The organism is Streptomyces sp. NPDC005262, assembly GCF_042872425.1.
Classification (GTDB): Bacteria; Actinomycetota; Actinomycetes; order Streptomycetales; family Streptomycetaceae; genus Streptomyces.
In genome coordinates this window covers 126601-146328 of the sequence record NZ_JBIAKK010000019.1, presented here as the reverse complement: position 1 = coordinate 146328, position 19728 = coordinate 126601, and the positions used below count along the sequence as shown (strand labels likewise).

Here is a 19728-nt window from a genome sequence, read left to right as displayed (position 1 = left end):
CCAAACCTTTGCCCGCTCCGCCAACGACCTCTACTCGCCATGGGCGGTCACTGAAGCCGGCGTGTTCTACGGGAGGGCGGAGATACATAGACACCGGGACTTCCGTTCGGGGTCCGGCTTTCGTCGTCGTGATGACGTCTTCGTCGTTGGTCGCTTGGCGGGATACGGGAGTGTCCACTTGATGAAGGACGAGGACCTGGTGGCTGCCGCCTCTGCGTTGCTCGAACCTGTCCCCGTGCCGGGGCATGGATGGAGGCAGTCGAGCGATCTAACGGGGATCCAGAAGAACGGACTGATCGGCTACGTGAGGCAGCGGTAGGCGGCGGGGTTATTCCTTTTATCCAGATATTGACATGTATATGACCTGGCCCCGGGCTTTCATGAGGTGGACCGTCCGGCTGGTGAGCACGTAAGCAGAAAGTGCCTCTGACCAGCGAGGATGAGGATTGTTGAGGTCCTTGTTCCCGCGCCGTTCGGAGGCACTTCCCAGGTGAAGCAGCGTATCGGTTCCTATCCCCGTGTCCGTGCCGAGGGCGGCGGGCGAGGTGTGGTCAGCCAGGCGGGCGGCGTGCTCCTGGTCGAGACGGTCCGCAAGTCCGGTCTGGACACGGCGATAGCGCAGGCGCTCGCGCCGTGGCGGAGGGCGCGGGCGGTGCACGATCCGGACAAGATCCTGCTGGATGTGGCGCTTGCGGTGGCGTTCGGCGGTGACTGCCTGGCCGATGTCGGCATGCTGCGGGCCGAACCGGCCGTGTTCGGGACGGTGGCCTCCGACCCGACCGTCTCCCGTCTGATCGACACACTCGCCGCGGGCGGCAAGCGGACTCTGGCCGCGCTCCGCACGGCCCGGGCCGAAGTCCGCGACCGGGTCTGGACGTTGGCCGGCGAGGCGGCACCGGACTCGGGCGGGCAGGTGATCGTCGACCTCGACGGCGTCCTCGTCCTGGCGCACTCCGAGAAGCAGGACGCGGCGGCGACCTGGAAGAAGACGTTCGGACACCATCCGCTGATGGCTTTCGTCGACCACGGCCCGGACGGCAGCGGGGAGCCGGTCGCCGCTGTGCTGCGGCCGGGCAACGCGGGCTCCAACACCGCCGCCGACCATATCGAAGCGGCCCGGCTTGCCCTGGATCAGCTGCCGAAGAAGTACCGGCGCGGACGCGCCACGCTGATCCGTACCGATTCCGGCGGTGGCACCCACGAGTTCGTCGCCTGGCTCGCGAAGCGCGGGCGATGGCTGTCGTACTCGGTCGGCATGACCATCACCGACGCCATCCACCACGCCGTACTCAGGGTGCCCGCCTCCGCCTGGACGCCGGCCATCGAGCCCGGCGGCGAGATCCGCGACGGCGCCTGGGTTGCCGAACTCGACGCCGCGAGCGACTGCCTCAAGGGCTGGCCGGGCGGCATGCGGCTGATCGTGCGCAAGGAACGCCCGCATCCGGGCGCCCAGTTGCGCCTCACCGACGCCGACGGACTGCGCCTGACCTGCTTCGCCACCAACACCACCGGCGCGAAGATCGCGGACCTCGAACTCCGCCACCGCCAGCGCGCCCGGGCCGAGGACCGCATCCGCGCCGCCCGCGCCACCGGGCTGCGCAACCTGCCGCTGCACGACACCACGCAGAACCAGATCTGGCTGGAGATCATCCAGCTCGCTCTCGACCTGCTCGCCTGGATGGCCATGCTCGCCCTGACCGAGAAAACCCGCAGGTGGGAACCCCGACGGCTGCGGATCCGACTGTTCGCCGCCGCCGCCCAGCTCGTCACCACCGCCCGCCGCCGACACCTCAGATTCGCCGCCCACTGGCCCTGGACCGACGTGATCGCCAGCGCCCTGACCAGGCTCGACGCCTCCCGAACCCCGGCTGAAGCAGATACCCGTCCCGACGAACAGCACCACCCGCCGGAGCCGTGGAACCCGGCGCCCACCCGACGCGACAGCCGGGCCATCACCCTGCCCGCATTCGCCCCAACAAGCCGAAACGGCCCACCAGTTGACCTGATGGGCCGTCACGAAAGATCGATGCTAGGCGTTGCTCCACCCGGTTGTGCTGCAATACGAGTCCAGCAGGTCCACCACGAAGACCAGGGTCGAGCCCGCCCGGGATCAACGGCGAAGCGACTGATTGCCGTAGCCGAGACGCGGGGGAACGATGATCTCGCGCCGACCGCCGACCTTCATCCCCCTCACCCCCCGGTCCCAGCCCTTGATGACCTTGCCACTGCCCAGGGCGAACTTGAACGGCTGACCGCGGTCCCAAGAGGCATCGAACTCCTTCCCGGACTCGAAGGTCACCCCGACATAGTGGACCCTGACCACCATGCCCGGCTTCACCTCAGCCCCGTCCCCGACGACCAGGTCCCGGATGGTCAGCTCGGTAGGAGCGTCACCCTCCGGAACGTCGACCTCGGGCTTCGTCAGTTCACTCATTGCGGCCTCATCACTATCAGCCGGAAGCCGTCGCACGGACCAGTCGGACACATGGACACTCCGTGCAGCAGATGGTCACGCTACCGAGAACGCCCGTCCCCGGAGCACACCAGATCCAGTGGCCACACGTGATGATCTTTCGCACGACTGATGAACGCGACCGGCACGCACAGGTCACACGGTGATCGCCAGAACGGGGCGACGGCCGAAACGGCGAACCTGAACACCCACTAGCCCGTCCTGACCGGCTGATCAGCCACCCCCGTGTGACGCTGGAACCTCACAAGGGGTCCGTGCCGCGCTCGTGGGTGCGCTCTCAGCCGTAAGCGGCAGCTTGAGCAGGCGGCGGCCGTGACCATCCGCTGTCGAGGCGGCTTCGGGCAGCTGAGGGGTGGTGCGCGATCAGCGCCCGCGCGAGATGGCCAGCGACTTCCTCGGCTCCGACCTGCAGTGCCGCCAGGTTGACGGACTCATCGGGCTCGGTACGCAGGGCGAAGGACCTGCCGAGGCTGGCGAGACTGGCTGTGCGCCGTGACCGATGAGGGTCGAAGGTGTCGATGCTGGTCATGGCGGGGTCCGACACGCCGGCAGCCACCACGATGCGGTCCTGCCGCTCGACCTCCAGGGCCATGTGCCCCTGGATCCGCTCGGGATCGTAGGGCACCGCGCACACCGTCACCAGAACTTCCCGGCTGCCCGGCTGCCCGCGGTGCGTCACCGGTGTAGGGACTCGGCGACGGCCGGGTCCTCGAGCACGGTGACGCACCAGGCGAAGTGCTCGTCACCGCCGCCCGGCGCGAAGGCGTCGCTCGTGGCCATCGCATAGGCGGCCCGGTACAGCAGGAGGTCGTCGACCGCGTAGCCGAACTCGTCGGCGAACCGCGTGGTGAGCTGCCGGGTGATCTCCGGGGCGTGCTCGGTGCCCGCCGGGAAGATGGCCGCGGCCACGGCGGCGTCGAACCGGGGGTCCCCGCCCGTGGACAGGAAGCCGTAGTCCACGAGGGCGAGCGGCCGCAGGTCGTCGTCCACCAGCACGGTCTCCGGGAAGACGTCACCGTGGACGACCGCCTCGTCGGTACGGGGCAGCGAGCGCAGCTTCCGAAGCAGCCGGGCGCGCGTGTCGTCGAAGTCGCGGACATGTGTGGAGAGCCGGTCCGCGCACCGGCTGACCCGCCGGTCCACCAGGTCCGCCAGGGCGGATCCGAAAGTGGTGTGGCCTTCCCACAGCGGGCGTTCCTCGTCCAGCACAGAAAGGTGCTTGACCTCGTCGACGTCACGGGCGTCCGCGAGGGCGCGCAGCACGCCGACCAGGCAGTCGACCGCTTCGGGCAGCACCTCGTCCGGGTCGTCGGTGCGGATCCTGCCCGCCAAGGGCTCGCCGGTCAGCTCCCGCTCCACGGTCATCGGGACACCGTCGATGTCCTCGACGGCGAGGATCTCCGGGGCGTCGAACGGCAGGTGCGCCGCGGCATCGGCGTAGAAACGCTGCATCCGCCGCAGTTCGGATTCCCGCCGGCGCTCCCACACCTTGGCCACCGTTCCGTCCCCGAGTCGGTAGACGGCTCCCTCCACCGCCGCCTCGACGGGCCCGGCGTCGGGATATCCGGCGTCGACGAAATGTCGTACGCGCCGGGCCGTGGTGTCCCGTATCGCATCGGACATCTCGTGCCTCCTTCCGCCCTCGGCGTGAACGACCCGGGGGGGGGGGGGGGGGGGGGGGGGGCCCGCCGGACCCAAAACCACCGGAACGCCCACCCCCGCGGCGCACCCCGGGGGGGGGGGGGGGGGGGGGGGGGGGGGGGGGCCCCCGGGGCCCGCCCGCGCCCCCCCCCCCCCCCCCCCCCCCCCCCCCCCCCCCCCCCCCCCCCCCCCCCCCCCGCCCCCCGCCCCCCCCCCCCCCCCCCGACGCCGGGACCATCTCCCACGGTAAGCCCCTCGCCCGCGCGACACCCGGTGACGGAGCGCTGCCGGGCGCCGTGCGGTCCGCCACGCGTATACGGCGGAACAGTGCCGGCGGATCGCGTATTCGGAGCCGACAGTGGCTGTTCCTTCGTACACTGGCGGCCGTCGCCCGCCGACGGCCGCGTCCGGCCACTGCGCGGGGACCCGCCGACGGGCACCATGCACTGCGGCGTCCGTCGACCGCAGCCCCCTACCGCTAATCCGGCCGTGCCCCGCCCGGGACACAGGCCGAACTCGACCTTGCAGGATCGTGGGCGGAGCGGGAGGCGGCCCTTGACCAGGGCGCACGGCGAAGGGCCGCCCGGGGCCTCGCAGTCCTGCCGTAGCAGGGCGTTCCCACCTTAGAGCCGAAGCTGCGATTCAGCGCTACCGACTAGTTACTCCAGCCGGACTTCTGTATTTTGCCTGGTCAACGGCCTGGCGGTGGGGAGCGTAGCGGGGGTGCGGTATGGGTGGGACGGTCTTGGGCTGGTCGTCCACCCAACGTGTGCCCGCGCCGCATGTAATGACAGCGTCGGGCGCGTGCTTGGTGGCGGCGTCGCCATCGGGACCAGTTCACCGCGTGGTCGCGGTGTGCAGGAGGGCGGCGGGGCTCAGTTGCCAGCAGTTGACAGGCCGCCGAAGAGACAGACTTTAGCGGTGCCAGTGGCGGGGGCCGGCTAGTCTAGATCTTAGAGAGTCGAACTTCTGGTCTGCGGCTGGACCGGGATGAAGTCACCTGGAGGTCATACGGTGGCGCTTAAGTGTTGAATTGGGTTGCTGGGCGTGTTTTTCGCACTGGGTTGCCTGGAGGCAACAGTGCCTCCAGGCAACTCACTTGAGGCTCTAGAAGAAGCCGAGTTTCTGAGGGCTGTAAGAACAAAGAATGTTCTTCGTCTGCTGGTGGTACAGAGGCAGCGCATCGCTGACCAGCGCAAACAGCGCCCGTCTCGACTTTGACAGGATTGCTGGCCCGGGAATGGTCCGGATCTTGACCACGGTCCCTCGGACTGGGTGGCCGCCCGGTGCCACGCAGCGGTCGGAGCCGAAAAAAGGGGGTGCCGCCTACTGGCGTCCGCTTGCACTCTGGTGTGACATAGCCATCTGCCGATACCGCCCTGTACGCCGATTCCCGCACGCTGCTGGCATAGAGCGATAATCCGCTCGCCGTGGCCGCGTGTGGAGGTGGCCATCCGTCGTGAGCTATGACGGTCCCACATGGCACAGGTCGTAGAAGCCGTCTTCTGGCGTCTACGTGGTCCAAGTCGGAAGCGTTTGTCCTGTTCAGGGCCTTGTGGTTCAGGAGCGTCGACGCTGTTGGCGACACGCGCGTGACAGGTGTGACCGATGTGGCCCCCCCGTCGGCTTGATCCGGCGGGGGTCTCCGCGTACGGGGACGGGCCCGATTGAGCGGTGGTCGACGGGGTTTGCTCTGTTCCGGTTGCAGTAGCCACGGCGACACCGACGACGAGGGCGGTGCCGAACGACGGGTGCTCGAAGGCGACGTACACAGTGCCGCAACCAACGAGCATGAGCAGCACCCATCCGTTGATCTATCTGCCCGTTCATCCGCGAGGCCCTCCCTGTATTTGCGCCGTCATGGCTGTCACAGGGAAACGGCGACTGGAATTCCGACAGAAAACTCAACGGGATCATGGATTCTTCTGATCTTGAGGTATCCCGTCGGGCTTCCGGTGGCCCGATCTGTTGACGGCGACACGACCCAGCTCTCACTGGACGGGATCAAGATGCGATGGCACGGCCTCGCGTCCGCCCGGATGGCGCAGGGCACCGGCGGACCGGTAGGCGAGCCAAAATCCCCGGCCGGGACTCGAAATTGTGTTCGTGAATGGCCGTAAGGGCGACGAACGGGAACGATCCGGTTCGTCGAGCAGGGAGCGCGCCCGATTGCCGGTGCGGAGCTTGTCGAACGGCTGGACGACGAGTTATTCGCCCTCAATGACCGGCTTGGTCAGGGCACGTTTCCCAAGTCCGCGAAGGCGTATCTGGATGACTGGTCGGCACCGGGGAACGACTGGCTGCGCAAGTATTACCCGCCGGATTCGGACGAGCCGCACTACGACGCCACGGCCGCGGTCGAGAAGGCGATCGCGTGGGTCCGGTCGCTGGAAGAGCGTTCGTTTGTCGGTACGGAGTCGCGCCTGAATACGATCTTCGATCTGCTGCGGCAGATGACGTTCGGCACCGAAACCGACCCGAGGCGCGACTGGCGGAGCACATCAAGCGGCTCGGCGAGTACAGCACCCATGAGCTCGGCATCCGGCCGGAGGCGTACGACCCGAAGCGGAACGTGGATTTCACACGGCTGCGGGAGGAGAACCTCGCCAGCCAGGGCTTCGGTCAGGCGGCCTGACCGAGCAGAGGAAGGGGACCGTGGCGCGTTAGGGGTCTCGCTGGTCGAAGGTATCCGCAGGTCGCCGCGATGTGGCTTCAGGAGCGCAACGGCGGGCTGGCGTCGCAGAAGGCGACGCGAAGATGCAGGTCGCGGTGTGGTGGCGGTGTGCGGCCGGGCATGAGTAGGAGGAGCGGATCTCCAACCGCACCGCGATGCCGAAGTGGAAGAACGGCGATGTCGCCGCCTGCCACGAGTGCGTCGGCTGCCGGGTCTCCCACACCTTCCCCGTGTGCGGGCACACCGTGAGGGTGCGGGTGCTCGCGCCCTTCGGGCAGGAAGCGACGGAGCCGACAGGCGGCCGGTCGGTGTAGCCGCCGAGGTCCGCCAGGCGGTGCTCGGGCTGGTCGACGAGGTGATCAGCGTGCGCGGAGGCGTACCGGCACAGCACGGTCAGTGAACGCTGACTCTCTGAGTGCGGCGTTACGAAACCAGCGATGGATGCCGTGTGACAGGCAGGACCGACTGATCCTCGACGGTTCGCTCCGCCTGGCTGATCTCGGCCCAGACGGCGTCGAGAGACAGGCCGAGGGCGTCGGCGATCGCTGCGATGGTCGGGAATGCGGGGGTAGCCACACGGCCGGATTCGATCTTCCGCAGAGTTTCCGGCGAGATGTGCGAAGCGAGCGCCACGTCCAGCATCGAGCGGCAACCCCGGGCCCGGCGGAGCAGGGCGCCAAGGCGCTGTCCGCGTTCTACCTCGGCGGGGGTGAGCGGCAACCTGACCATGACCCCATTCTAATACCGGTACAGTTAGACCGGGATAATTATTGGACATACATGAGAGGCCCCCCATGATCGAGATCCTGAACTCCGCGCGGCTTGAGCGGGCGAGGGACACCGGCGCCCTGGTCGGAAACATCCTGCACACGCTGAAGCAGCGCAGCACGGTCGGGACGAACCTGCTGGACATCGACCAGTGGGCCAAGGAGATGATCACCGAGGCGGGAGCGCAGTCCTGCTACGTCGACTACGCGCCTTCCTTCGGGCGCGGCCCGTTCGGGCACTACATCTGCACGGCCGTCAATGACCGAGTGCTCCATGGGCGGCCTCACAACTACACGCTGGCAGACGGGGATCTGCTGACTCTCGACCTCGCCGTAGCCAGGGGCGGGGTGGCCGCGGACGCCGCGATCAGCTTTCTGGTGGGCAAGGCCAGGCCGGCGGAGAGCGTCGCGATGATCGAGACGACCGAACGTGCACTCGCCGCCGGCATCGCCGCCGCCAAGCCTGGGGCGCGCATCGGCGACCTCTCCCACGCCATCGGCACGGTCCTCAGCGAGGCGGGCTACCCGATCAACACCGAGTTCGGAGGCCACGGCATCGGCTCGACCATGCACCAGGACCCACACGTCGCGAACACCGGACGGCCCGGCCGCGGATACGAGCTGCGCCCCGGACTGCTGCTCGCCCTGGAGCCCTGGGTCATGGCCGACACTGCCACACTCGTCACCGACGCCGACGGTTGGACGCTGCGCAGCGCGACAGGCTGCCGGACCGCGCATAGCGAGCACACCATCGCCATCACCGACAGCGGAGCCGAAATCCTCACCCGACCGTAAAGGGGGTAGCGCCGAGGTAAGCCCAAAAGCCGCCAGTTGTTGATCTTGGGGGCGGAAGGCGGGCGGTGTGGTACTGGATGGCCGCCTTGCCCTGGCCGGTCCGACAGGGCGAGCCCGCCGGGACGGCGCAGGTGGACATCGGCAGACGTGCCATTGCATGCGCTTGAAGTCGTCGCTCACGCCCCAGATCGTTTCATCATGATCACCCCAGGTGGGCCTCCGGGTAGCGGGGTGTTTCATGAGCGACCGCCTATGAAACATCGATGCCCGGCCCATCGGCGGGACCGAGGGCGCCTTCCGTGCACGTCTCAGCCCATACGCATCCGAACGCGCTCACACGACACCGTCCGCCTCGCCCCCGCGGCCCTGCGCTGGTCTCGCCGGAGCCGACCTGAGCGGCGTCTGTCCCGGGGTGGATCATCAGATCCAGGTGGGCACGTGCCCCTCGGTGTAGCGGGCGCCGAAGCCCCCCAGAGGCAGGATCTCGTCGATGGCCTTGACGTCGGCATCGGTGAGAGTGAGGTCGACGGCGCCGGTGTTTTCCTCGATGCGCTTCGGGCTGCGGGTGCCGGGGATCGTCACGATGTGCTCGCCCCGGGTCAGGAGCCAGGCCAGGGCCAGCTGGGAGACGGTGGCACCCTTTGCCGCCGCGAACTCGGCGAGCCGGTCGACGGCTTCGACGTTCTTCTCGAAGTTGCCCGGCTGCCAGCGCGGGTCGACGTTGCGCATGTCGGTGGCTTCGTACTGGCCGGCGGGCTCGGCGGTGCCGGTGATGAACCCGCGGCCGAGGGGGGAGTAAGCGACGAAGCCGATACCGAGTTCGTCCAGGACGGGGAAGATCTGCTCGACGTCGCGTTCGAACAGGGAGTACTCGGTCTGCAGGACGGAGATCGGCTGCACGGCGTGCGCCTTGCGGATCGTCTCGGGTCCGGCCTCGCTGAGACCGAAGTACTTCACCTTGCCCGCGTCGATCAGCTCCTTGACGGTGCCCGCGACCTCCTCGATAGGCACCTCGGGGTCGACTCGATGCTGGTAGAAGACGTCGATGTGATCCACGCCGAGGTAGCGCAGGCTGTTGTCGGCGACCTTGCGGATGTTGTCGGGCCGGCTGTTGAGAGCGCCGCCGATCTGCTCCGGAGGCACCGACATGTCGACACCGAACTTGGTGGCCAGGACCACGTCGTCGCGGAAGTCCCTGACCGCCTTGCCGACCAGGATCTCGTTGGATCCGGTGCCCCAGCCATACATCTCGGCGGTGTCGAAGAAGGTGACCCCCAGGTCGTGGGCGCGGCGGAGGGCGGCGACGCCGGCCGCCTCGTCGGTGGGTCCGTAGGCCATCGTCAGGCCCATCGCGCCGTAGCCGATCGCCGAGACCTCAAGGCCCTGGCTTCCGGGCGTCCGGTACTGCATGGTGCACTCCTCTGAAAGAAGCTGAAAGGTGATTTTTGGCGGACCGCTGTGTCAGTGCGTTGCGGCGGTCAGTCCGGCGCGGTGGATGCGGGTGTGCTCGGCGACGCGCCTGCCGAGGTGGCGGGCGGTGTTCAGGTCTGCGTCGTGGACCGCGGGTGTGTCGTTGAAGCTTTGTGCGCCGGCGCCGAGGTAGAAGCCGAGGCGGTTGTCGTCCTGAGGGCTGGAGGTGGTGGTGTTCCAGCCCGGCAGGAGGTTCAGGCTCACCCAGAGCATTCCGTGCTGGGCCGCCAGGAGCGAGAGGTACTGCAGGGTGTGCAGCTTGTCGCCGCTCATGGAGCCGGAGTTGGTGAATCCCGCCGCGAGCTTGTCGCTCCAGGCGCGGGTCATCCACCGCTTGCTGCTGGCCTCGGCGAAGGCATGGAACGCCCCCGACGCGGTGCCCATGTAGGTGGGGGTACCGAAGATGATGGCGTCCGCGGCGCCCATCAGTTCCCGATGACGATCGAGATATCGGACATGGATGTTCCTCTCCTGCCGCGATGGCGGCGTGTTCGATGGTGGTGCCGGCGGACGACGAGCTACCCGCCGCGGCGGGCAGCCGTCCACGCGTGGGGGACCGACGGCCCCGACCGAGGTACGGCGCATGCCCAGGTGGCGCGGGCCGGCACCGACCACCATCAGCATGGATCACTGATCCGCTTTGAACCGTAACACCGGAAAGGCGGTGATATGCAAAATGGGATATCGTTGTTCCATGAACGAGGGACGACGCGCCGCGCGGCGCCAGGTGCTGCAGGTGGCCGCCAAGCTTTTGGAGGAGGGTGGCAGCGAGGCGGTCTCCACGCGCGCCGTCGCCGCAGCCGCAGGTGTCACGGCCCCCGCGCTGTACCGGATGTTCGACGACAAGGACGGGCTCCTGGCCGAGCTGGCCGCCTACGGGTTCGAGATGTACCTGGCCGAGAAGCGGGAGGCACTGGCGCTGACCCCCGACGACCCGGTGGCCGACCTCTACCGCGGCTGGGACCTGCACGTCGACTTCGGAGTGCAGCACCCCGCGTTCTACATGCTCATGTACGGCACTGTGCAGCCCGGGCGGCGGCCCCCGGCCGCGGACGAGGCGCACGCCCTGCTGGTGAGACTGCTGGGCCGGGCGGCCGACGCCGGGCGCCTTCGGGTTCCCGTGGAGCAGGCGACCCGCGTCATCCACGCGGCGACAACGGGCGCCACGCTGGCGCTGATCGGCGAAGAGTCCGAGCGGGACCTGGCCACTTCGGCACGGCTGCGGGACACCGTCATTGCCTCCATCACCACCGACCCGCCCGCCTCATCCGGGTCGGACCTGGCCTCGCGCGCACTCGCCCTCGATGCCGCACTGGAAACCGGGCTCACCACCGAGCCCCCGGCTGCGGGCGCCGGGGTACCTCTGCGAGACACGGAGACGGCTCTGCTGCGTGAATGGCTCCAACAGTTGGCAGGCTGAACCGGCCGCGTGCACGGCAGCAGGTGCGCGCAGTCGGTTACGCCACCCGCGCGGTGGGCGTCCAGTCGCAGGGGCAGGCTGCAAGGGGCCTTGGGCGTGTTGGTATCCCCGGCTATCCGAAGATGCGCAAGGGCGTCAAGATCGGCAGGTTCCCTGGGCCGTGGGCGCTTCGGCTTCGGCGGATCCAGCCAGCCTCCCGAGGCCCCAGCGCGTTTGCCGGTGACTTTCTGGGGGTTTGTCGGTGAGCTTGCGAAGATGGGGGAACGTGTCCGGTCTCCATCGGAAGCCGGGATCGCCCTCCCCATGCATTCGCCTGCCCCGACAGCGCTGCGGAGCGCCTTACCCGGGCAGGCCCCGCACCAGCTGGCTGGATGGTCATGACAGCCATCGCGACAGTGGCCCTCGGCTCCCGCACGCTCCTCGGAGCTTTCACCCTTGCTCGCAGAAGGCTCGCCCTCTTTGGGGCAAGGGTGATGCCGGTGAGCCTGGGAACACAGATGCGGGACCCTGCTGATGAGGCATCGAGGCATGCTCTCAGTGGAAGGTGTTGTTCATGAGGCAAGAGAGGAGGCCAGTGATGGGCTGGACGCTTGGTGAGGAATTTGAGACGCCTGAAGGGGTGGTGCGGTGGGGGACCTTGGGCCGCGGAGACCCGATCGTATTGGTGCACGGCACGCCGTATTCTTCCCTTCTTTGGCGGGACATCGCTCCGGCCCTCGCCCGCACCCGCAAGGTCTTCTTTTTCGACCATCTCGGCTTCGGCCAGTCGGACCAACGCGAGGGCCAGGACCTCAGCCTGGCGGCTCACGCGAGGAACTTTGCCCGGCTCCTCGACCACTGGGAGCTATCCGGCCCCAGCGTGGTCGCCCACGACATTGGCGGGGCGGTGGCGCTTCGCACATTGCTGCTGGAGAAGAGGAGCTACCAGGATCTGACCCTCTTCGACGCGGTGAGCGGCGGCGAGTGGGAGCGAGGGCTCTTCCAGCTCTTCCTGGAGCACGAGGAGGTCTTCCAGAGGCTTCCGGGTTACGCGCACGAAGCGCTGGTCGCCAGCCACCTGCGGCACGCCACGCACGTCGGCTTCCGGCCGGGAGTTCTCGATGCGTTCCTCGCACCGTGGCGAGGGGACTCAGGGCAAGCGGCGTTCTACCGTCAGTACAGCCAGATCAGGCAGGCGGACACGGTCACGTACGAGCACTTGCTGGGCGGTATGTCGCTTCCGGTGCGGCTCGTCTGGGGCCGCGAGGACCGCATTCTTCCTCCGCAGTACGCCGAGTGGTTGCACGAACGCGTTCCGCACGCGGAGCTGCACTGGATCGAGGGCGCCGGCCACCTTCTCCAGGAAGACGCGCCGGGCCAGCTGTTGGCCTGGCTGACAGCCGGTTTCCCCTCGGCCTGAGCCGCGGTGCGCGCGGCGGTCCTCGGCTGAGCGCCCCGGCCCGAAGGCATGAGGCCAGTTCGACGACGACCACACCCGGCCCGGCGCCCTGCTGTTCCTGAGCGAGCGGAAGAACACCGACGGTTCCGTCCGCCGGGTCGGCGACGACGCCCTGCGCAACGGTCTCGACAACGCCGTCGAGGCTCATCTGCCGGGCTGGACGGACAAGTTGACGCCGCACGCCCTGCGGCACTTCTGCGCGTCCCAACTCTACGGAAATGGGCTGGACTTGATCGCGATCCAGGAGGTCTTGGGACATTCCTGGATCGCCACCGCCATGCGGTATATCCACGTGCAGCAGACCTGGGTCGAGGACGCCTGGGTCGCCGGGATGGAACGGGCCGCGAAGCGGCTGGAAGGACTGGCCCGATGAGGTGGAACCTGCGGCTGACCGCCGCGAACAAGGGTATCTGGAAGGCGTCCGAGCTCCAGCGGAGCCTGGCCGAGCACGGCCTGGTGATCTCGGCCGGCAAGATGTCCGGGCTGTGGTCCGGCCAGCCGGTCTCCCTCAAGCTGGACGACCTGGACGTCATCTGCGTCGTGCTCGGCTGCGAGATCGGCGACCTGCTGATCCCGGAACCGCAGAAGGTCACCCGCCCCGGCGAGGAGGACGTCACCCAGACCGCTGTCGGCGCCGCCGCACCGGCGCGGTGCCCAAGCGTCGTGACGGCCGGTCGCTGCCGCCGGCATGAGCCGGTGTCCGAAGGGCTACCGCAAGCCCACCGAATCCTGCGACGGCTGCCTGGCCTGGGGCGACTTCAGCGGACGGCTCTGCCCTGCCTGCTACATGTTCGGCCGCAGCCACGCGACGGCTGTCTGCGCCGGCTGCCGCCGCGTCCAGCCGCTGAAGTGGGATTACTGCCGTCTGTGCTGGTGCCATGCCCGGCTGGGCGTCCAGGCTGCTGTCGACCGGCTGGCCGCCGAGGCCGACGTGAGGGCCCGGCTCAACGCGGTCCGGCACCAGCAGCTGTCGCCCGCCAACGCGTCTCCATCCTGTGGGCCATGCTCCGGGACGGTCGATCCTATGAGAGGGAGTACAACTTCCGCGAGAAGGCGGCTGGCGAGGCTCAGGCGGCTTGACCAAACCCATTGAGAGTCGACATTGTCTTCCCAGCTCCCCGACCTGCCCGGCGGCCTGCGGCCCCTGCGCGCTCCGGACGCCACCGACGACTCGTGACCGGGCGCCGAGGCGGTCCGCGGATGGCGGACATCGGGGCGCGGCCGTTCTGGCTGTACTGCCGGGAGGCCGGTGTTCGTCAGGGTGTTTTCGGGTGCGGGGCGTCTGCCGGCCTGCTGTGTGCTGTGTCGGTGGGTTCGGTCTGTGAGAGTGCGGCGAGGAGTTGCAGCTTCTCGTCGCTGTCGCTGTCCTTGTCGGGGTAGTAGACAACGAGGATGACGTCGTCGATGGGGAGTTTGTCGCGGTGGAGCCGCAGTTCACCAACGACGGGGTGGTGGACGGTGGTGGTGCCTCCGTCGAGGTTGCGGACGTCGTGTCGGGCCCACAGGGTACGGAACCGCTGACTGGACAGTGCGAGCTCTCCGACGAGTTCGAGAACCCGGGGGTTGTCGGTGTCGTCCCCGATGGTGGTGCGAAGAGCGGCGATGAAGCTGGCGGCGGCTTTGGCCCAGTCCTGGTGAAAGGCTTGTTCCTCGGGATCGAGGAAGAGGGAACGAAGCCGGTTCTGGCCGGGCCGCAGGCGCGGGGAGAGCGCGACGGCCATGGGGTTGGAGGCCAGGACATCGAACGCACGCCCTTCGACGAACGCGGGAATCTGAAGGTGGGCGAGGAGCTGGTGCACCCGTGCCGGTACGTGCTCGGCCCGCTTGCGGCGCGGAGCCCTGGGGCGTGCTGCCGCGAGACCGAGCAGATACGTCCGCTCGATGTCGTCGAGCTGCAGGACACGCGCGAGTGATTCGAGGACCTGAGGTGAGGGATTCTTGTCGCGTCCCCGTTCCAGGCGCAGGTAGTAGTCGGGGCTGATTCCGGCGAGCAGGGCGACTTCCTCACGGCGCAGGCCGGGCACGCGGCGGTTGCCGCCGGGCGGGATCCCTGCCTGTGCCGGTGAGATCAGCTCGCGCCGGGCGCGCAGGTAGCTGCCGAGCCGGTTGCCGGATTCCTCATCCTTCATACCGACACCGTAATGCGGTGTGCGTGACTCAGAGGGGGCCCTGGTAGGACCAGGGAAGCCGGGGGCACTGTCACACCCAGGGGATGCCGCCAAGATTGCGGTAGCACTGTTCACAAAGGACAGAGAGCATCACTGGATGCGCCGCGGGCCTGAACGCCGTCGGCGTCCTGGACTGAAGGGAAGATCTCGTGGATCTCTCCAACCGCACCGTTCTCATCGTCGGCGGGACCTCGGGTATCGGGCGAGAGCTGGCCCGCCGGTTCGCCGCAGCGGGCAGCACCGTGGCCGTTGGCGGCCGCAGCCCGGAGGCACTATTGGAACTCGCCGGAGAGGGCATCGGCACGATCAGCATCGATGTCACCGACAGTGACTCCGTCGCATCTGCCCGTGACGCCGTGCTCGCCCGGTACCCCGAGCTGGACACCGTGGTGACTATGCCGGGCGTCATGCTCCTGGAGGACCTGCGCGACCCCGCGCACTTCGAGGCGGCAGAGACGACGATCGACACCAACCTGGTGGGCACCATCCGGGTGATCGACGCCTTCACCCCGCACCTGGTCCGGCGGGGCGCCGGCACCTTCATCACCGTCACCTCCGGCATCGCCTTCCTGCCTTTCCCGCCCATGCCCACCTATGCCGCCTCGAAGGCCGCGGTGCACGCCTACTCCGAGGCACTGCGCGCGCAACTCGACGGCACCGGCGTCAGCGTCGTCGAACTCGTCCCGCCGGCCGTCGCCACAGCAGGCCAGGAAAGGGTGAACCCGCACTCGCTGCCGCTCGACGACTTCGCCACCGAGGTCATGCACCTGCTCTCGGCGGACCCCACCCCCCGCGAAATCCTGGTGAAGGGGGTCCTCATGCACCGCTGGGCCGAGCGCGACGGCACCTACGACGACCTCGTCGCACAGCGTTCCCAGGCCCTGGCCATGCTCCCCAGCCGCGAAGGCTGACCCCCTTCCCCTCAGGGCCGCACGGATCATCGCCTCCCCGGGGGCGGCCAGCGAGCAGCCACGCGTCCTGGACACGAACCCCGTCACTCGAACGGCCCCGCTCTGCCGGGCGGCGACGTTTCAGCGGCGGGCGTCTCTGGGGGCGAGCAGGCTGGTGAGCTCGGCGATCACCTCCGGAGAAGGCTTGAAGTAGCGGCGGACGTTCTCCGACTTCTTGTGCCGGGACTTCGCCATCAGCATCAGCATCAGCAGCGAGGCGCCCTGCTCGCCGAGGTGGGTCAGGGCGGAGCGGCGGTACTCGTGCAGGTCCCAGGCCGCGTAGCGCAGCGTGCTCGGCCAGCAGCGCGCGGGCCTGCCCCGTACGACAGGCGGGCCAGCCCGGTGGCCGGAACAGCTCGGCGAGCAGCTCGCGCTGGTCCTCGACGGCGCCGCGGCCCGCACCCGGGTCCTCAACGCCGACGCCTTCCCCACCGCCGCCGCCCGTCCCGGTTGCGTCCAGGGAAGTGGTGTACGGGTTTCTGCCTAAATCGGGGGTTTGATCCCTGAACGTAAGACGGCCACCGGCTGATCCTTCGAGAACGACCAAGCTCTTGAAGGAGACAGCACGATGACCGCACCGGACAGTCTGCCGTTTGCCGCGCTGCTGGAGGAGAACCTCGCCTCGGCGAGTCCTGATCTGCTGCGGCAGATGGTGAAGACCTTCGCCGACGCCATGATGTCCGCCGACGTCGACAACGCCTGCGGCGCGTCCTACGGCATGCCGAGTGAGCAACGCGTGGCCTGCGTCTTCGACACCGCGCCCGCCCCACGCCGGCCGCACGACATCGTGCATCCGCCCGGCGGCCGCAGCGAGAGCCGACCGCCGAGGCCGGGCCCGAAAGCGGAGCGCAAATGGTGCACCGCCTCGGTGATCCGTCCTCCAGAGCAGGTCATCACCGACGCCTTCGACCAGGCCCAGGCCCGCGACCCGCAGCATCTGCGGGACTGGATCGTGCTCGTCGACGGCGCCCGCCACCAACTCGACCTGATCCAGGACGAAGCCTCCCGCCGCGACATCCGCCTGCACGTCCTGCTCGACTTCGTGCACGTTCCCGAGTACTGCTGGACGGCAGCACACGCCTTCCACCCGGTCGGCAGCCGCGAGGCCGAGACCTGGGCCGCGGACAAACTCACCGCGATCCTCGCCGGACACGCCGACCGCGCCGCCGCCGAGATGACCGTCCAGGCCGCAGCCGAACGGCTTCCCGCCACCCGTCGCGCGGCCGTCACCACCTGCCACCGCTACCTCACCGGCCACCTCGACCAGCTTCACTACGACACCGCGCTCGCGGCCGGCTGGCCGATCGCCACCGGCGCCGTCGAAGGCGCCTGCCGCCACCTGATCGCCGACCGCCTCGACATCACCGGCGCCCGATGGGGACTCGACGGCGCCGAAGCCGTCCTCCGGCTGCGCGCATTGATAACGAACGGCGACTTCGAGGACTATTGGATCTTCCACACGGCCCGCGAACATCAACGCCTCTACCCCACCAGCAGAACTACAGCCTCACCGCTTGATCCCGACCGCCACTTCAGAGGATCCGCACCCTACTCGTTTTGGCAGCCACTTCCGTCTGAGCCGCCGTCTGGTTTCATCTGGTTTACCGTCCACCGACACATCAGTGGTCGCAAGGTAGTTGGAGGGCTGCTCGGTGATCGAACTGGAGATCCCAGAGATCTACGGGGACGAGGGGAAGGGAGTGCGCCTGCTGGTCGAGTACTTCACCCGACGACGCTCACGCGGGGACCTGTTCTATTCCGGCGCGCACTTTGAGCGCGTGGGCGGGGGCGGGGACGCCGAGCACGTCGCGGACCGCTTCGACAGCAACGACCTGGTGGCCATCACCACGCTCAGTGTCTCCCTCGAGCCGCACGGGGCAATTAACTTGCTGACCGACCCCGACGGGCACTGGGCGCGCCTGCTGTCGCTCATCCCTCGTGACGCACGTTTGGAGAATCCTGGAAGCGATGCGCTCATAGCGGAGGGCGGAGCCGCGTGGGAGTTGTGGGAACGCCTGGCCGGCAGCGAGCAGCACCCCAGCAAGCCCGATGGCAGCGGCCCGGTTGTCGCAGGCAAATTGCTGGCCCGCAAGCGTCCCCACCTGATCCCCATCTACGACATCCGCATCAAGCAACTCTTCGAGCGGCCGAAGACGGACCACTCCTTCTGGGCCGCGCTGGCTGCGGCCCTGCGGGCGGACAACGGCGCCCTCCATAATCAGTTGGTCCGTCTCCGCGACAAGGCCGCTATCGGTGAGGACATCGGCCTCCTGCGTGTGTTCGACGTCATCGCCTGGATGTATCAAGGCCGGCAGGGCAGGTTGCGATGAACTGAGAGGCGATGAGGTGGCAGACGAGCGCGACAAGGCCGCTGAGGGCCGATCAGCGAATGCCGGCTACTTGCCCGGACGCGGCCGGCGCTGGCGTAGTAGAAGGCTCGTGCCTGTTTGACGATGTCCCGGGTGGCGCCATGCTCCGCTCCGTCGACATTCAGCGGCGGGTGCAGATTGGAGATCAGTTCCTTCTCCACTGGGACAGGGTCGGCGTGCTCGCTCCAGGTGAGGGTGAGGTGTTGGTGCATCCAGTGGGTGAGGCGCTGCTCGTCCTTGGGGAGCAGGACGACACGGTCGGTCCAGGTAGTGCGATAGCCCTCGGTTGGCATGAGGAGTCCGGCCAGGGTCCGGCGCAGGGTGGACCGTCCGGAGTCCCTCAGGTGGTTTGACACGACGCGGGACCGCAGTCGGCTGGCCTTGCCCAGGTAGAGCAGTCGGCGTCCGGCGTCGCCCAAGTTGACCGGTCCGCGGAAGGAAGCCAGGACCTCGAGCGGCGCCCACCAGGCATACACTCCTGCGGTCGTGGAGAGGCATTCGGGCATGGCCCGGACAGCGCGGCGGACCGGCTCGGTGATGGCGTATCCGACCGAGAAGAAGGTACGGATTCCTCGTTTCCGCACGTCGCGGACGTGGGCGAGGAAGGCTTTCGCGGATCCGGCGCTGTCGGTGCGGATCAGGATGTCGGTGCCGTGCCGGTGGGCGTCGGGGATCTGCGCGAGGGCCTGGTCGAGGACCGTGATGTGGTCGCTGGCGGTGTTGGCGCCGGCGTTCCCGGGCCGCAGGAGGCCGGACAGTGCCTCGCCGGTGTTGGCCAGGAAGCACAGCAGCGGGTGGAAGCCGAAGCCGCCCTTGTAGGTGGGTGCGGCCTGCTCTTTCTCGGTGTGGCAGGTGATCAGCGTGGCGTCGAGGTCCAGGACCAGACCGGGCAGTTCCTGCCCTGCGGCCCGGACAGCGGGTATGCCCTCACCGGTCTCGGCGGCCTGCAGCCAGGCGACCTCCCGAGCCGAAGCGCGGGCCAAGCGCAGAGAAGACAGTGCCCTCTCATCGGTGTCGGCGAGCAGCCGCCAGGCGGTCGGTGTTGAGGCGACCGAGCCGAACACTTCGGCCTGGTCCCGCAGTACGGCCAGATCCGCAATGGCCTCGCCGCCGTCGGCGAGCATCACCGCCAGGTCGGCGGCGATCCGGCCCGGATCATGCCCGGTCCCGCGCGGGCGAAGCGGCCCGAGCGCGGCGGAGTAGGCGGCGGTCAGCCCAATGGCATCGGCAAGATCCGCCAGCAACCGTTCCCCGGCATGACCGATCACCCCCGAGCCATCGGCACTGACACGGACCTTGGGACGCAACCCGATACCCTGCACGTAGAAAGTGCCCTCCGCCTGGACCGACAGAACCCCTCAGCAAGGTTCATCGTCCCAGGTCAGGAAGGCACTTTCGCGTTTCCGCCCCAAAGCCAGCCGTACCCAAGTGAAACGGCGAGGTTAGCGGGACCTTGGCCCGGAAATGCCCCGGAACTGCTGGTCAGAGCTGGGATACGGGTGGGAGATATCGGGAGTAAGGGCGTGTTTCGACTCGCTGCTTAGATGTGCGCCGAGAAGGGCG

The 19728-nt window shown here is 68.3% G+C and carries 16 protein-coding genes and 5 pseudogenes; 11 read left to right on the top strand and 10 right to left on the bottom strand.

Translation table 11 applies throughout. The annotated features are described in order from the left end of the window. Nucleotides 1-490: 490 nt before the first annotated feature. Nucleotides 491-1870, top strand: a pseudogene (locus ACFYP5_RS33400) (IS1380 family transposase); the annotation flags it as partial. Between the two features lie 159 nt (nucleotides 1871-2029). Here the strand turns inward: ACFYP5_RS33400 and ACFYP5_RS33395 are convergent. From ACFYP5_RS33395 to ACFYP5_RS33385, 3 genes and pseudogenes are all read right to left on the bottom strand, one after another. Further along, a pseudogene (locus ACFYP5_RS33395) lies at nucleotides 2030-2434 on the bottom strand (FKBP-type peptidyl-prolyl cis-trans isomerase). Nucleotides 2435-2750: 316 nt separating this feature from the next. Continuing rightward, entirely contained in the window at nucleotides 2751-3098 is a 348-nt protein-coding gene (locus tag ACFYP5_RS33390; protein ID WP_389042788.1) for a hypothetical protein, read from the bottom strand. A 50-nt stretch (nucleotides 3099-3148) separates the two neighbouring features. Further along, nucleotides 3149-4096, bottom strand: coding sequence for a phosphotransferase (locus tag ACFYP5_RS33385; protein ID WP_389042786.1), 948 nt, complete (start codon nucleotides 4094-4096; stop codon nucleotides 3149-3151). A gap of 2156 nt (nucleotides 4097-6252) precedes the next feature. Between ACFYP5_RS33385 and ACFYP5_RS33380 the strand changes: the two genes are divergently transcribed. Then, nucleotides 6253-6912 (top strand): DUF3375 family protein, encoded by a 660-nt coding sequence (locus ACFYP5_RS33380; protein ID WP_389042824.1) that lies wholly within the window; start codon nucleotides 6253-6255, stop codon nucleotides 6910-6912. A 31-nt stretch (nucleotides 6913-6943) separates the two neighbouring features. Beyond that, nucleotides 6944-7102 (top strand): hypothetical protein, encoded by a 159-nt coding sequence (locus ACFYP5_RS33375; protein ID WP_389042784.1) that lies wholly within the window; start codon nucleotides 6944-6946, stop codon nucleotides 7100-7102. A gap of 109 nt (nucleotides 7103-7211) precedes the next feature. On the opposite strand, the gene ACFYP5_RS33370 is transcribed toward ACFYP5_RS33375, so the two are convergent. Continuing rightward, nucleotides 7212-7517: a helix-turn-helix transcriptional regulator gene (locus ACFYP5_RS33370; RefSeq protein ID WP_358691075.1), complete on the bottom strand. Its 306-nt coding sequence runs from the start codon at nucleotides 7515-7517 to the stop codon at nucleotides 7212-7214. A 65-nt stretch (nucleotides 7518-7582) separates the two neighbouring features. Here ACFYP5_RS33370 and map point away from each other — a divergent pair, with 65 nt between their 5' ends. Further along, on the top strand, nucleotides 7583-8350 hold the full coding sequence (gene map / locus ACFYP5_RS33365; RefSeq protein ID WP_389042782.1) for a type I methionyl aminopeptidase: 768 nt from the start codon (nucleotides 7583-7585) through the stop codon (nucleotides 8348-8350). Nucleotides 8351-8770: 420 nt separating this feature from the next. On the opposite strand, the gene ACFYP5_RS33360 is transcribed toward map, so the two are convergent. Together ACFYP5_RS33360 and ACFYP5_RS33355 are read right to left on the bottom strand one after the other, a co-directional pair. Further along, the gene (locus tag ACFYP5_RS33360; RefSeq protein WP_389042780.1) at nucleotides 8771-9760 is read right to left on the bottom strand and encodes an aldo/keto reductase; all 990 of its coding nucleotides are present in this window, start codon (nucleotides 9758-9760) and stop codon (nucleotides 8771-8773) included. 51 nt (nucleotides 9761-9811) lie between these two features. Continuing rightward, nucleotides 9812-10405: a flavodoxin family protein gene (locus ACFYP5_RS33355; protein WP_389042822.1), complete on the bottom strand. Its 594-nt coding sequence runs from the start codon at nucleotides 10403-10405 to the stop codon at nucleotides 9812-9814. 109 nt (nucleotides 10406-10514) lie between these two features. On the opposite strand from ACFYP5_RS33355, the gene ACFYP5_RS33350 reads away from it, so the two are divergent. From ACFYP5_RS33350 to ACFYP5_RS33335, 4 genes and pseudogenes are all read left to right on the top strand, one after another. Further along, nucleotides 10515-11240: a TetR/AcrR family transcriptional regulator gene (locus tag ACFYP5_RS33350; protein WP_389042778.1), complete on the top strand. Its 726-nt coding sequence runs from the start codon at nucleotides 10515-10517 to the stop codon at nucleotides 11238-11240. A 577-nt stretch (nucleotides 11241-11817) separates the two neighbouring features. Next, on the top strand, nucleotides 11818-12639 hold the full coding sequence (locus tag ACFYP5_RS33345) for an alpha/beta fold hydrolase (protein WP_389042776.1): 822 nt from the start codon (nucleotides 11818-11820) through the stop codon (nucleotides 12637-12639). Nucleotides 12640-12727: 88 nt separating this feature from the next. Continuing rightward, nucleotides 12728-13051: a tyrosine-type recombinase/integrase gene (locus ACFYP5_RS33340; RefSeq protein ID WP_388738392.1), complete on the top strand. Its 324-nt coding sequence runs from the start codon at nucleotides 12728-12730 to the stop codon at nucleotides 13049-13051. Beyond that, a pseudogene (locus tag ACFYP5_RS33335) lies at nucleotides 13048-13370 on the top strand (helix-turn-helix domain-containing protein). The gene ACFYP5_RS33340 and the pseudogene ACFYP5_RS33335 overlap by 4 nt, the downstream one beginning before the upstream one ends. A 564-nt stretch (nucleotides 13371-13934) precedes the next feature. Here the strand turns inward: ACFYP5_RS33335 and ACFYP5_RS33330 are convergent. Further along, nucleotides 13935-14807, bottom strand: coding sequence for a helix-turn-helix transcriptional regulator (locus ACFYP5_RS33330; RefSeq protein WP_388738003.1), 873 nt, complete (start codon nucleotides 14805-14807; stop codon nucleotides 13935-13937). Between the two features lie 188 nt (nucleotides 14808-14995). On the opposite strand from ACFYP5_RS33330, the gene ACFYP5_RS33325 reads away from it, so the two are divergent. Beyond that, complete coding sequence (locus tag ACFYP5_RS33325; RefSeq protein ID WP_389042775.1) at nucleotides 14996-15757, top strand: SDR family oxidoreductase; 762 nt, start codon at nucleotides 14996-14998, stop codon at nucleotides 15755-15757. Nucleotides 15758-15877: 120 nt separating this feature from the next. Here the strand turns inward: ACFYP5_RS33325 and ACFYP5_RS33320 are convergent. Further along, nucleotides 15878-16185 (bottom strand): annotated as a pseudogene (locus ACFYP5_RS33320) (site-specific integrase); the annotation flags it as partial. Between the two features lie 179 nt (nucleotides 16186-16364). On the opposite strand from ACFYP5_RS33320, the gene ACFYP5_RS33315 reads away from it, so the two are divergent. Together ACFYP5_RS33315 and ACFYP5_RS33310 are read left to right on the top strand one after the other, a co-directional pair. Beyond that, the gene (locus ACFYP5_RS33315) at nucleotides 16365-17570 is read left to right on the top strand and encodes an ISKra4 family transposase (RefSeq protein ID WP_389042773.1); all 1206 of its coding nucleotides are present in this window, start codon (nucleotides 16365-16367) and stop codon (nucleotides 17568-17570) included. Continuing rightward, nucleotides 17497-18126, top strand: a complete 630-nt coding sequence (locus ACFYP5_RS33310; protein ID WP_389042772.1) for a DUF6308 family protein — start codon at nucleotides 17497-17499, stop codon at nucleotides 18124-18126. The genes ACFYP5_RS33315 and ACFYP5_RS33310 overlap by 74 nt, the downstream gene beginning before the upstream one ends. Here ACFYP5_RS33310 and ACFYP5_RS33305 read toward each other — a convergent pair. Then, a complete protein-coding gene (locus ACFYP5_RS33305; protein WP_389042820.1) occupies nucleotides 18099-18671 on the bottom strand; it encodes a GIY-YIG nuclease family protein in 573 nt (190 codons plus the stop codon). The two genes, ACFYP5_RS33310 and ACFYP5_RS33305, sit on opposite strands and share 28 nt — an antisense overlap. Then, nucleotides 18672-19517: pseudogene (locus tag ACFYP5_RS33300) on the bottom strand (transposase); the annotation flags it as partial. Nucleotides 19518-19728: the final 211 nt, after the last annotated feature.